This window comes from Variovorax sp. FW301-JW7, assembly GCF_058788795.1.
Genome location: NZ_JBYTBC010000006.1, coordinates 171,600 through 184,646 on the forward strand (window position 1 = coordinate 171,600; position 13,047 = coordinate 184,646).

The 13,047-nt window shown below is 70.5% G+C and carries 11 protein-coding genes; 7 read left to right on the forward strand and 4 right to left on the reverse strand.

The features are described from left to right. Positions 1 to 4 precede the first annotated feature (4 nt). Positions 5 to 358, forward strand: a complete 354-nt coding sequence (locus AC3WQM_RS18240) for a rhodanese-like domain-containing protein (protein WP_492680655.1) — start codon at positions 5 to 7, stop codon at positions 356 to 358. Positions 359 to 382: 24 nt separating this feature from the next. Continuing rightward, positions 383 to 1,912, forward strand: a complete 1,530-nt coding sequence (locus AC3WQM_RS18245; RefSeq protein ID WP_492680657.1) for a TolC family outer membrane protein — start codon at positions 383 to 385, stop codon at positions 1,910 to 1,912. A gap of 132 nt (positions 1,913 to 2,044) precedes the next feature. Here AC3WQM_RS18245 and AC3WQM_RS18250 read toward each other — a convergent pair whose 3' ends face one another. Both AC3WQM_RS18250 and AC3WQM_RS18255 read right to left on the reverse strand, forming a co-directional pair. Next, positions 2,045 to 3,439 (reverse strand): 3-deoxy-D-manno-octulosonic acid transferase, encoded by a 1,395-nt coding sequence (locus AC3WQM_RS18250; protein ID WP_492680659.1) that lies wholly within the window; start codon positions 3,437 to 3,439, stop codon positions 2,045 to 2,047. 7 nt (positions 3,440 to 3,446) lie between these two features. Next, entirely contained in the window at positions 3,447 to 4,829 is a 1,383-nt protein-coding gene (locus tag AC3WQM_RS18255; protein ID WP_492680661.1) for a phosphomannomutase/phosphoglucomutase, read from the reverse strand. A gap of 110 nt (positions 4,830 to 4,939) precedes the next feature. Between AC3WQM_RS18255 and AC3WQM_RS18260 the strand changes: the two genes are divergently transcribed. From AC3WQM_RS18260 to AC3WQM_RS18270, 3 genes are all read left to right on the forward strand, one after another. Beyond that, complete coding sequence (locus AC3WQM_RS18260) at positions 4,940 to 6,544, forward strand: DNA-3-methyladenine glycosylase 2 family protein (protein ID WP_492680663.1); 1,605 nt, start codon at positions 4,940 to 4,942, stop codon at positions 6,542 to 6,544. Then, positions 6,541 to 7,038 (forward strand): methylated-DNA--[protein]-cysteine S-methyltransferase, encoded by a 498-nt coding sequence (locus AC3WQM_RS18265; protein ID WP_492680665.1) that lies wholly within the window; start codon positions 6,541 to 6,543, stop codon positions 7,036 to 7,038. Before AC3WQM_RS18260 ends, AC3WQM_RS18265 begins: the two co-directional genes overlap by 4 nt. Before the next feature lie 76 nt (positions 7,039 to 7,114). Further along, entirely contained in the window at positions 7,115 to 8,077 is a 963-nt protein-coding gene (locus tag AC3WQM_RS18270) for a DMT family transporter (RefSeq protein WP_492680667.1), read from the forward strand. A gap of 6 nt (positions 8,078 to 8,083) precedes the next feature. Here the strand turns inward: AC3WQM_RS18270 and AC3WQM_RS18275 are convergent, their stop codons facing one another. Next, a complete protein-coding gene (locus AC3WQM_RS18275) occupies positions 8,084 to 8,737 on the reverse strand; it encodes a DUF1345 domain-containing protein (protein ID WP_492680669.1) in 654 nt (217 codons plus the stop codon). A 186-nt stretch (positions 8,738 to 8,923) separates the two neighbouring features. Between AC3WQM_RS18275 and AC3WQM_RS18280 the strand changes: the two genes are divergently transcribed. Together AC3WQM_RS18280 and AC3WQM_RS18285 are read left to right on the forward strand one after the other, a co-directional pair. After that, complete coding sequence (locus AC3WQM_RS18280) at positions 8,924 to 9,772, forward strand: hypothetical protein (RefSeq protein ID WP_492680671.1); 849 nt, start codon at positions 8,924 to 8,926, stop codon at positions 9,770 to 9,772. A gap of 115 nt (positions 9,773 to 9,887) precedes the next feature. After that, positions 9,888 to 11,495, forward strand: coding sequence for a class I adenylate-forming enzyme family protein (locus tag AC3WQM_RS18285; protein WP_492680673.1), 1,608 nt, complete (start codon positions 9,888 to 9,890; stop codon positions 11,493 to 11,495). A 7-nt stretch (positions 11,496 to 11,502) separates the two neighbouring features. Here the strand turns inward: AC3WQM_RS18285 and AC3WQM_RS18290 are convergent, their stop codons facing one another. Continuing rightward, positions 11,503 to 13,047: an acyl-CoA synthetase gene (locus AC3WQM_RS18290; protein ID WP_492680675.1), complete on the reverse strand. Its 1,545-nt coding sequence runs from the start codon at positions 13,045 to 13,047 to the stop codon at positions 11,503 to 11,505.

Genomic DNA, 13,047 nt, shown 5'->3' on the forward strand with positions numbered 1-13,047 from the left:
CCGAATGATCGATCAAGTCCGCCCCGCCGACCTGGCCGCCTGGTTCGCACAGGACGCCGACGCCGCCCCGGTGCTGCTCGACGTGCGCGAGCCCTGGGAGCTGCAGACGGCGAGCGTCGCGCCGCAGGGCTTCACGCTGGTCGCGATCCCGATGAACGAGATCCCCGGCCGGCTGGCCGAACTCGCCACCGGCGACGGACAGCCCGCGCCGCGCATCGCCTGCCTGTGCCACCACGGCGCCCGCAGCCAGCGCGTGGCCGCTTTTCTGCACCAGAACGGCTTTGACTCGCTCGCCAACGTGGCGGGGGGCATCGACGCCTGGTCCGCGCAGCACGACCCGAGCGTGCCGCGCTACTGATTCTTTCCCTCCCAAGGACGTTCAATGCCTCCCAGGCCCCGGCTTCTGCCACTTTCCGCAGCCCTCGCAAGCGCCATTGCGAGCCTGCTCGCCCTGCCGGCCCAGGGCCAGACACTGAACGAACTCTACGATTCCGCGCGCGGCTTCGACGCCACCTACCAGGGCGCGCGGGCCCAGTACGAGGCCAACCTGGCGCGTGCCGCACAGGCCAAGGCCGGCATCCTGCCGGCCGTCGGGCTCACCGCGGGCGTGAACCGCAGCGACCTGGACATCGACACCCTGACCGGCACCGGCCGCGGCAGCAGCGCCTCGCGCGACTTCACCACGCAGAACGTCGGCATCAACGCCACGCAGCCGCTGTACCGTCCCGCCAACTGGGCCACCTACGAGCAGGGCAAGCGCCAGGCCGAAGTGGCGCAGGCGGTGCTCACCATCGCCGAGCAAGACCTGATCGTGCGCGTGAGCCAGGCCTACTTCGACGTGCTCGCCAGCCAGGACAGCCTGGCCCTGGTGCGCGCGCAGAAGGTCGCCGTGGCCGAGCAGCTGGCCTCGGCCAAGCGCAACTTCGAGGTCGGCACCTCCACCATCACCGACTCGCGCGAGGCCCAGGCCCGCTACGACCTCGTGATTGCCCAGGAAATCGCCGCCGAGAACGACCTGCAGGTCAAGAAGGTGGTGCTCGACCAGCTGGTCGGCCGCCCGGGCAGCGTGCCCGTGCCGCTGGCCGCGCCGGTCGTGCTGCCGACCGCGCAGCCCGCCGACATCAACGCCTGGGTGGCGCAGGCCGACGAGGTGCATCCGGCGATCCGCCAGGCGCGCCTGGGCCTGGACGTGGCGGGGCTCGAAGTGCAGAAGGCGCAGGCCGGCCACAAGCCCACGCTGGACGCCAACCTGGGCTACAACGTCACGCGCAACCCGACCGGCACCAGCACCAGCACCGTGGGCACGCGCGTCAACGCCGCCACGGTCGGCGTCACCTTCAACCTGCCGCTGTTCGCGGGCTTCGCCACCGAGAACCGCATCAAGGAAACGCTGGCCCTCGAAGACCAGTCGCGCAGCGTGCTCGACGGCACGCGCCGCAGCGTGGCGCAGGCCACGCGCGCGGCCTACCTCGGACTGGTGTCGGGCGCCGGCCAGGTGAAGGCGCTCGAAGCGGCCGAATCCTCCAGCCAGAGCGCGCTCGACGCCAACAAGCTGGGCTACCAGGTGGGCGTGCGCATCAACATTGACGTGCTCAACTCGCAGAGCCAGCTGTTCCAGACCAAGCGCGACCTGGCGCAGGCGCGCTACAACGTGCTGCTGGGCAACCTGAAGCTGCGCCAGGCCAACGGCACGCTGACCACCGACGACATGAACGCGATCAACGCGACGCTGGCACGCAACGGCGCCACGCCGGCGGTGCCTGCCGCGACCACGGGTGCGCCCGTGGTGCCGGTCACGCCGCCCGCCATTCCGGTGGTGCCGCCGGTTCCGGTGCAGCCGTTCAACCCGCCCGCGCCGACGATGCCGGTGGCTCCGCCGCCGCCGGTGATCCTGAATCCGCCGGTGCGCTGATTGGTTTTTCTCCCTCCCCCGCTGGGGGAGGGTCGGGGTGGGGGCACGACGGCCTCGAAGCCATTGCAGCGCTCGTTGGGCGCTTGCCCCCATCCCAGCCTTCCCCCAGAGGGGGAAGGAGCCAACACCAAGTCAGTCCAGCGTCGGTTCGGCCCGCGCCGCTTCGGGCGGCGGCGCGCTGTCGTTACCGGCCACCGGCGTCGTCACCGGCTCCGCCGCCTGCGCAATCGCCAGCACCGCCGCGGCCGTGCGTTCGGCCGCCCCGCGGTTCGACGACGAAAACGCCAGCGCGGCCTGCGCCATCACGGCGCGGCGCTCCGGGTTCTCGACCAGCTTGAGCGCGGCCGTCACGGCCTGCTCCATGCCCTCGACGCGCAGCGACGCGCCTGCCGCGAGCGACAGCTGCGCCGCCTCAGCGAAGTTGAAAGTCGACGGGCCCATGACCACCGGGCAGCCGCAGGCCGCCGGCTCGATGAGGTTCTGCCCACCCAGCGGCTCGAAGCTGCCGCCGAGCAAGGCCACGTCGGCCAGGCCGTAGTACAGCGCCATCTCGCCCAGCGAATCGCCGAGCCAGATCTCGGCCTCGGCCGGCTGGCCGGCCGCGCTGCGGCGCGCCACCGCGAAGCCTTCGGCCTCGATGAGCGCCGCCACTTCGTCGAAACGCTGCGGATGGCGCGGCACGATCATCCATTGCACGTCGTGCACGCGCTTGGCGATCGAGCGAATGGCGCCCTGTTCGGGCGGCACCGGCGAGGTGGCGCCGAAGCGCTTGAGCACCTCGAGCAGCAGCCGCTCCTCGCCGTCGCGCGAGCTGGCCAGCACGACCATCGGGCGCGGCAGGTGCTCGCGCAGCGAGACGGCCGTGGCCAGCTGCCGCGCGTCGGGCGTGGCGTCGAACTTGAGGTTGCCGTAGATCCCGGCCACCTTGGCGCCCAGCGACACCAGCCGGTGCGCGTCGGCCTCGGTCTGCGCCCAGACGGCGGTGAGCGCCGAGTAGGCCGGCCGCGCCAGCCCGCTGAGCCGCTCGGCCGCGGCGCGCGATTTCTCGTTGAGCCGCGCATTGGCCAGCACCAGCGGAATGCGGCGCTCGGCGCAGGCGGCGGCCATCTCGGGCCAGACCTCGGTTTCCATCAGCACGCCGATGCGCGGCTGGAAGCGGTCGAGAAAGCGGGCGACGGCGCCCGGCGTGTCCCACGGCTGCCAGACCTGCGTGTCGCCGGGCTCGAGCAGCTTGGCGCCCTCTTCGCGGCCCGTGGCGGTGCCGTGCGTGAGCAGGATCGGAATGCCCGGGTACTGGCGCCGCAGCTCGGCGATCAGGATGGCGGCGGCGCGCGTCTCGCCCAGCGAGACGGCATGCACCCAGCACTGGGCAAAGCCGGTGGTGGCGTCGTCGTAGTGGCCGAAGCGCTCCTCGACGGCCACGGCATAGCCGGGCTCGGCGACGGCGCGGCGGCGCAGCTTGCGGCGGACCAGCGGTTGGACGGCGGTGGTGAAGACGCCGTAGAGGCGAAGCAGCAGGGAACGCACAGGTTCTTCAGTGGGCAGCAGCGGCCAGCGTGGCGTCGGGCTTGACCGTCCGCAGCACCGCAAGCATCTCGGTCTCGATGCGTTGGAGCGCCGCCTCGGTCTGGCCTTCGAAGCGCAGCACCAGCACGGGGGTGGTATTGGAAGCGCGGATCAGCCCGAATCCATCGGGCCAGTCCACGCGCAGGCCGTCGATGGTCGAGACCTGGGCGGGCGCGTCGAAGCGCGCGTTCTGCACGAGCTGGGCGACCAGCGCGTGCGGCTCGCCTTCGGCGCAGGCGACGTTCAGTTCGGGGGTCGAGAAGCTGGTGGGCAGCGCATTCAGCACGGCGTTCGCGTCCGGGTGCTTGCTCAGGATCTCGAGCAGGCGGCAGCCGGCGTAGGTGCCGTCGTCGAAGCCGTACCAGCGCTCCTTGAAGAAGATGTGGCCGCTCATCTCGCCGCCCAGCGGCGAATCGATTTCCTTCATCTTCGCCTTGATGAGCGAGTGGCCGGTCTTGTAGATCATCGGCGTGCCGCCCGCGGCCTCGATGGCCGGCGCCAGGCGCTGCGAGCACTTCACGTCGTAGACGATGGTGCCGCCGGGCATGCGCGAGAGCACGTCCTGCGCGAAGAGCTGCATCTGGCGGTCGGGGAAGATGTTCTGGCCGTCCTTCGTGACGATGCCCAGGCGGTCGCCGTCGCCGTCGAAAGCCAGGCCCAGCTCGGCCTGGCCCTTGGCCAGTTCGGCCATCAGGTCCCGGAGGTTGTCGGGCTTGCTCGGATCGGGGTGGTGGTTGGGGAAGTTGCCGTCGACCTCGCTGAACAGCTCGACCACGTCGCAGCCGATGGCGCGGAAGATGGCCGGCGCGGTCGCGCCCGCGATGCCGTTGCCCGAATCGACCACGATCTTCATGGGGCGTGCCAGCTTGATGTCGCCCACGATGCGCTGCACGTAGGCCTCGGTCACGTCGACCTTGCGCACGCTGCCGCCGGGCGCCAGCGTGGCGCTGCCGTCTTCCATGGTCTTGCGCAGGCCCTGGATCTCGTCGCCGTAGATCGCGCGGCCGGCCAGCACCATCTTGAAGCCGTTGTAGTCCTTCGGGTTGTGGCTGCCCGTGACCTGGATGCCGCTGGTGCACAGCGTGTGGGCCGCGAAGTACAGCATCGGGGTCGTGACCGCGCCGATGTCGATCACCTCGACGCCGGTGGCGACCAGGCCGTCGATCAGCGCGTCCACCAGCGCCGGGCCCGACAGGCGGCCGTCGCGGCCCACGGCCACCGCGGTCTCGCCGGCCGCGCGTGCTGCGCTGCCGAAGGCACGGCCCAGCGCCTCGGCCACTTCGACATCGAGACTGAGGGGCACGACGCCGCGGATGTCATAGGCCTTGAAGATCGATGCGCTGAGCTGCATGAAGGGCGGGGTCACTGTTGGTTCGGAGTCGGGCATTGTAGGCAACGCGTTGTAGACATCGATGTCCGAAAACGGCCAGTTGAAACGAGTCGAAACCGTATCATTTCCCCATGTCTACCGCCCACGCCCCCTCCGAAGTGCTCGAGAGCGACGCCTGCTACCTGGCGATGAAGACGCACGACGCGCGCTTCGACGGCTCGTTCTTCACGGCCGTGACCTCCACCGGCATCTACTGCCGGCCGGTGTGCCGCGTGAAGCTGCCGCGGCGCGAGAACTGCCGCTTCTTCCGCCACGCGGCCCAAGCCGAGGCGGCGGGCTTTCGGCCCTGCCTGCGCTGCCGGCCCGAGCTGGCACCGCGCGCGGCCAGCTGGTCGACCGAAGATGCCTCGCGCATCCTCGCGCTGCAGGCGGCGCGGCTCATCGACGAGCCCGATGCCTGGTCCGAAGAAGGCCCCGGCGCAGCGCAGATCGCGGCGCGTCTGGGCGTGAGCGACCGCCACCTGCGGCGCATCTTCGAGGCGCAGTTCGGCGTGTCGCCGCTGCAGTACCTGCAGACGCGCCGCCTGCTGGCCGCCAAGCAACTGATCGCCGATACGCGCCTGCCGATGACGCAGGTGGCGCTGGCCAGCGGCTTCGCGAGCGTGCGGCGCTTCAATGCGGCCTTCGTGGAGCACTACGGGCTCAACCCGAGCGCGCTGCGCCGTGCGGGCGGCGCCGAGGGCGGCGAAGGCAAGGCGATTGAAGTGCGGTTGGGCTTTCGCCCGCCCTACGACGCGAACGCCATGCTCGGCTTCTTCGCGCGGCGCGCGTTGCGCGGCGTGGAGACCGTGCACACCGCCGACGGCAAGGAGCCCGCCAAGGGCAGCACGCCGACCTATGTGCGCCTGGCGCGCACTCTGCGCGTGCAGCAGGGCGGGCAGACGCACGCCGGCTGGCTGCAGCTGCGCTTCGACCTCGAACGCGAGCAGGTGCTGCTGGCCGTGAGCGATTCACTGGCCGCGGTGCTGCCGATCGTCATCAGCCGCGCACGCGCGCTGTTCGACCTCGACGCGGAGCCGATGGCCATCAACGCCGCGCTGCACGCCGCCTTTCCGCACGGCGACGGGCTGCGCGTGCCGGGCACGGTCGACGGCTTCGAGCTCGCAGTGCGCGCGGTGCTGGGCCAGCAGATCACCGTGGCCGCGGCGCGCACGCTGGGCTCGCGGCTGGTCGAGGCCTTCGGCGACCCGATCGACACGCCCATCGACGGCCTGACCCGCCTGTTCCCCACGCCTGCCGCGCTCGCAGCGGCCAGCGGCGATGCGCTCGGGCAGCTGGGCATCGTGCGCCAGCGGCAGGCCGCGCTGCAGGCCGTGGCGCGCGAAGTGGCTTCGGGCCGGCTGGCGCTGCATGCGGGCGCCGACGTGCCCTCCACCCTCGCGGCGCTGCAGGAACTGCCCGGCATCGGCGCCTGGACCGCGCAGTACATCGCGATGCGCGCACTGCGCTGGCCCGACGCCTTTCCCGCCGGCGACGTGGCCCTGCAGAAGGCGCTGGGTGTGACCACCGCGCGCGCCGCGGGCGAGGCCTCGCAGGCCTGGCGCCCCTGGCGCAGCTATGCGGTGCTGCGGGCCTGGCACACGCCGCCCGCGCCCTCCGAACCGGCATCGGCCGCCGCGCCGACCGCCACTTCTTCCGACCTCGCAACGGCAGGCCCCGTGCCTGAAAGACCATGAAATTCAAGCGCACCGTCATCTACACCTCGCACACCGACACGCCGCTGGGCGGCGTCACGATGGCCGCCACCGACCAGGGCCTGGCCGGCGTCTGGTTCGACCACCAGCGCCACTGGCCCGACACCACGGGCTGGCAGACGAAAGACGACCACCCCGCGCTGGTCGAGGCCGCCGCGCAGCTGCGCGACTACTTCGCGGGCCGCCGCAGCCACTTCGACATGCAGCTCGACCTGTCGCACGGCACCGCCTTCCAGCAGAGCGTGTGGCAGGCGCTGCTGGCCATCCCGGCCGGCGAGACCACGACCTACGGCGCGCTGAGCCAGCGCGTGGGCAACCCGGCCGCGGTGCGCGCGGTCGGCGCGGCGGTCGGGCGCAACCCGATCAGCGTGATCGTGCCCTGCCACCGGGTGCTGGGTGCAGACGGCTCGCTGACCGGTTACGCTGGCGGGCTCGAGCGCAAGACCGCCTTGCTCGAACTCGAGACCGGCAAGTAAGACAGAAGAAAACACCGCCCATGGCGCAGCGCCACATCCCCTCGATGTGGCGCCGCGCCATTCCCCAAAGAGACGCATGACCACAACGAACAACAACACCACCGTCGCCCCTTCGCCTTCGCCCGCTCCCGCCGCGCTCGCACCGAAGGCGTGGCTCGTCGATCTCGTGCTGCTGGGCGCGCTGTGGGGCGCCTCTTTCCTGTTCATGCGCATCGGCGCGGCGGAGTTCGGCGCGCTGCCCACGGCCGCCGTGCGCGTGGTCATCGCGGCGCTGTTCCTGCTGCCGATCGCGCTGCTGCGCGGCCAGGGGCCGTCAATCGCGAAGCACTGGAAGGCCAGCCTCACGGTCGGCATCTTCAACTCGGGCATGCCCTTCGCGCTGTTCTGCTTCGCGCTGCTGACCATCAACACCGGCCTGGCGGCGGTGCTCAACGCCACCACGCCGATGTTCGGCGCGCTGGTGGCCTGGGCCTGGTTCCGCGAGCGGCCGAACGGCTCGCGCCTCGTCGGCCTGGTGATCGGTTTCGCGGGCGTCGCGATGCTCGCCAGCCGCAGCGCCGGCCTGCATGCCGGCGCCAGCAACCACGCCGCGCTGTGGGCCGTGCTGGCCTGCCTGGCGGCCTGCCTGTGCTACGGCATCTCGGCCAGCGCCACGCGGCGCCACCTGTCCGGCGTGCCCGCGCTGACCACGGCCACCGGCAGCCAGATCGGCGCCAGCCTGTTCCTCGCGCTGCCCGCGATCTGGCTCTGGCCCGCGCAGATGCCCAGCCTGCGCGCCTGGCTGGCGCTGCTGGCCCTGGGCATCGCCTGCACCGGCGTGGCCTACATCCTGTTCTTCCGGCTCATCGAACGCGCCGGCCCGGCGCGCGCGCTCACCGTGACCTTCCTCGTACCGGTGTTCGCGCTGTTCTACGGCGCCGTGTTCCTCGGCGAGCAGATCACGCAGTGGATGCTGATCTGCGCCTTCGTGATCGTGTGCGGTGTGGCGCTGTCGACGGGCGTCGTCAAGCTGCCGTCGCTGCGCAAGGCCGCGGGCTGAGCCTTCTTAGACCACGCCGGCCACCACGTTCACGGACAGGGCCAGCACCAGCATGTTGAAGGCGAAGGCGAGCACGCTGTGGACCAGCGTGATGCGCCGCATCTCGTGCGAGGTGGCCTGCACGTCCGACACCTGCGAGGTCATGCCGATCACGTAGGCGTAGTACATGAAGTCGAAGTAGTCGGGCGCTTCCTTGCCCGGAAAGTCGAGCCCGCCGTCGGAGGCACTGTCCTTGCGGTCGATGTAGTAGCGGTGCGCGTAGTGGAAGGCGTAGATCGTGTGCATCATCAGCCACGAACCCGCCAGCGCCACCAGCCCCAGCGCCACGTGCGCGCCGCGCGCCCAGCCGCTGAGCTGGCGCACCTGCTGCAGCAGCATTGCGATGGCGACCACGCTCACGCCCACCGCCACCAGCATCGACACCAGGATCACGACGTTGGGCTGGTCCAGCTGCTGCGCACGCTCGCGCGTGCGCAGGGCGTCGAAGGTCTCGGCCAGCCACCAGCTGAGCAGCTGGTACACCGCCACGCCCGCGCACCAGCCGGCCAGCGCGCGCGCCGTGAGGCCCATTGGCCAGGGCACGAGCGCCACCGCGACGGCTGCCGCGGCCCCGTAGAGAAGACGTTGGGGACCGGTGGTGGTGGAGAGGTGTTCGCGCATGGGCGGACTGTAGCGCCGCGGCATGCATCGGCGCGCGATCGGCAATTTCCTACAGGCACATCGGCCAACGGCGCATGCGCAGCGCAGCGCCCCTTCACTAAGGTGATGCGGTTTCAGGGAGCCTCAGCCCGGAGGCATCGCGCCATGCACATGCCCGAGGCATCTTTCACCCGAAGGATTTCTTTCATGCTGTTGCTTCGTTCGCGTCCGTTCGACCGGACCGCGAGATTCGGCGCCCTGGGCGCCCTGGCCGGAACCGGCGCCCTCTCCCTTCTTTGCTTCGCGCCCTTTGCTGCGGCCGAGCCCTCGCCGGCGCTGGACCGTTTCAGCTTCTCGGTGGGGGCCTTCAGTGCCGATCCCAAGTTCAGCGCCTCGGTCGAAACCCCCTACGGCGTGCTGCGCTCGAACGAGCTCAAGCCGGGCCGTGTGACCATGCCGCGCATCTCGGCCGACGTGCTGATCGGCGACAGCCAGGGCCTGTCTTTCGACTACTACCGCTACAAGCGCGACTACGAAGGACAGGTGGCGGGCAACACCTCGTTCGGCAGCTTCGGCTCGCTAAGCGCCATCGGCAACGCGAACCTCTCGGCCCAGCTCGACTTCGCCAAGCTCGCCTACAAGTGGTGGCTCGGTTCGGGCAACACCGTCTTCGGCCTGGGCGCCGGCGCGGCCTACTACCGCGCGACGCTCGGTGCCAGCGCGCTGGTCGGCGTGAACGGACAGGTGCGTTCGGTCAGCGAGCGCTCGAGCGACAACGCCATCGCGCCCTTGCTCGAGGTCGGCGTGCGCCACGCGATCACGCCCGACCTTCGGTTGTTCGCCGACGCCTCGGGCGTGTGGAAGAGCAGCGGCCGCTTCCACGGCAACATCTACAACGCCGCAGCCGGCGTGGAGTGGTTTCCGGTGAAGAACGTGGGCCTGGTGCTGTCGTATGGCGTGACCAACATCGACCTCACGCGCGAGGGCGGCTTCGCCGATTCGCGCCTCAAGGTGCGGCTGCAGGGGCCTTCGGCCTTCCTCAAGGCCCACTTCTGACGCGGCCCCGGCGGGTGGCCGGCGCCGCATAGCCACTCTTCGCAAGACCGGCAGGCGGTGCCGGTCTTAGTCTGCGCTCCGATCGAACACCCCCAACGACCGGAGACACGCCCCCATGCCCGCCGCCCGTACCGAGCCCACGCCCTCCTCCTTCCAACGCATCGCCCGCATCGCGCTGGGCGACGTGATCCACCGCAGCGCGCGGCGCTTCGGTGCGCGCACCGCGCTCATCGAAGGCGAGCACCGCATGAGCTACAGCGAGCTCGACGCCGCATCGAACCGCTTCGCGCACCACCTGCTGGGCCTGGGCCTGGCCACTGGCGAGCGCGTGGCCATGCTGTGCAACAACTCGATCGAGATGGTGGTCGCGCTGATCGGCATCCAGAAGGCCGGCCTCGTGTGGGTGCCGATCAACACGGCGCTCGCGGTCGACGCCATCGGCTACATCCTCGAACACGCCGAGGCGCGGCACCTGGTGATCGACACCGCGCTGCACACGCGCCCTGAACTGCGCCAGCTGCTGGAAACGGCGGGTGTCTCGCCGCTGCTGTGCGTGCTCGACGGCGATACGCCGCCGCCCGGCGTGCCCACCGTGGCGCAGGCCATTGCGCAAGGGCCGGCCACGCTGCCCGACGTGGCCATCGACAGCGACCAGCTCGCGCTCATCATGTACACCAGCGGCACCACCGGCCGGCAGAAGGGCGTGATGCATTCGCACGCGTCGGTGCACTCGGTGCTCCAGAGCAACATGCTCGAATGGGGCGGCGGCCCCGCGCACCACGATGTGTGGAGCAACGTGCTGCCGCTGTTTCACTGCGGGCAGCACACGGTGCTGATGTCGGTGCTTGCGGTGGGCGGCACGAACGTCATCCTGCGCGGCTTCGACCCCGGCGCGATGCTCGCCGCCATCGAGCGCCATAGGATCACCGTGACGGTCGGGCTGCCCATGATGTACGGCGCGCTGCTGGCCCACCCGCAGCGCGAGTCGCGCGACCTGTCGAGCCTGCGGCTGTGCGTGTATGCGATGGCGCCGATGTCGCGCACGCTGCTGCTGCGCCTGCTCGATGCGCTGTGCCCGAACTTCGCGCTGGCCTCGGGGCAGACCGAGATGTACCCCGGCGCCACCATCTTCGAGACGCATCAGCAGCGCGAGCGCTTCGGCTCGTACTGGGGCGTGGGCACGCTGGTGAACGAGGTCGCGGTGATGGGCGACGAGGGCGAGCTGCTGGCGCCGAACCAGGTCGGCGAGATCGTCTTTCGCGGGCCGAACGTGATGCTCGGCTACTACAAGGACCCGCAGGCCACGGCGCATGCGCAGCGCTTCGGCTGGCATCACTCGGGCGACCTGGGCAAGCTGGACGACGACGGGCAGCTGATCTTTCTCGACCGGCTCAAGGACATGGTCAAGTCGGGCGGCGAGAACGTGCCCTCGCTCAAGGTCGAGGAGGTGCTGCTGCGCCACCCGGCCGTGCTCAATGCGGCGGTGGTCGGCCTGCCGCACGAGCGCTGGGGCGAAGCCATCACGGCCTTCGTCACACGCCGGCCCGATGCGCCGGCGGACTTTTCGGAGGCCACGCTCACGGCGCACTGCAAGGAACATCTCGGCGGCTTCGAGGTGCCCAAGGACATCGTCTTCCTGCCCGCGCTGCCGATGACCTCGACGGGCAAGATCCAGAAGTTCGAGCTGCGCCAGGCGCACCAGGGACACTACCAGCGCGACTGAACCCGCATCAGGGCGACTGCAGTTTCTGCAGCAGCGACGCCCGCACTTCCTTCTTGAGTACCTTGCCGACCTTGGAGCGCGGCAGGTCGGCCCACACCTCGACCTGCTTGGGCGCCTTCACGCTGCCGATGCGCGACTTGACGAAAGTCTTGATCGCCTCGGCATCCACGCTGCGGCCCGCATGCAGCTGCAGCACGGCCACCACACGCTCGCCCCACTTCTCGTCGGGCAGGCCGACGACGGCGCTGTCCTGCACGTCGGGGTGCTGCATCAGCACCTGCTCCACCTCGGCGGAGTAGACGTTGAAGCCGCCCGAGATGATCATGTCCTTGGCGCGGTCGACGATGAACAGGAAGCCGTCGCCGTCGAGGTAGCCGATGTCGCCCGTGTGGTGCCAGCCGTGGCGCGAGGCCTCCTGCGTGGCCTTCGGGTCCTTGTAGTAGCCGCGCATCACGAGCGAGCCGCGCACCACGATCTCGCCGCTCTCGCCCGTGGGCAGCAAGGCGCCCTCGCCGTTCATGATGCCGACCTGCACCAGCGGCCCGGGCCGCCCCGCCGAGGCCAGGCGCTGGCGCGCCACAGAGCCGTCGGCATTGAAGTGGTCGCGCGGCGGCATCATCGAGACCATCATCGGCGCCTCGGTCTGGCCGAAGAGCTGAGCCATGACGGGGCCGATCTTGTCGAGCGCCTCTTCGAGCCGCGCGGCCGACATGGGCGCGGCGCCGTACCAGAAGCACTGCAGCGAGTCGCGCTTCGTCTGCGCCAGGTCGGGGTGCTGCAGCAGCATGTAGATCAGCGTCGGCGGCAGGAAGGTGTGGGTGACGCGCCGGCGCTCGATGAGCGCGAGGAACTCGCTCAGGTCGGGCTTGGGCATGATGACCACGCGCCCGCCCAGCGCCATCACCGGCAGGCACAGCACGCCGGCCGCATGCGTGAGCGGTGCGAGCGCCAGGTACACGGGCCGGCCCTCGAAGGGGTAGCCCATGAGGGTCAGCGCCGACATGGCCTCCAGGTTGCCGCCCGAGAGCATCACGCCCTTGGGCTGGCCGGTGGTGCCGCCGGTGCCGGCGATCATGGCCACGTCGTCGGGCGGTGCGATGTCGATCGGCGCATCGTCCAGCCCGTCGAGCCATTCGTCCATGGCGGGCGCGAAGGCCTGCCGCTGGTCGAGGCACACCAGCGCCTTCAGTTTCGGCAGCTGCGCGCGCATCTGATCGACCATGGGCGCGTAGTTGCTGTGGAACACGAGGCAGGCGCAATCGAAGGCGTCGAGCACGAAGGCGTTCTCGCTGGCTTCGTTGCGCGGGTTGATCGGGCACCACACGCCACCGGCGCGCGAGATGCCGAACACCGTGGCGAAGGCCAGGGCGTCGTTGCTCGAGAGCACCGCCACCTTGTCCCCGGGCTGGATGCCCGCGCGCTGCAGGCCGCGCGCCACGCGCCAGCTGATGCGCTGCACCTGGCCGTAGCTCACGTCGGCGTCGCCCATGGTGAGGCACGGCGAATCGGCGCCCTGCTGGGCGCCTTTGTCGAGGTAGTCGACGAGGCGCAT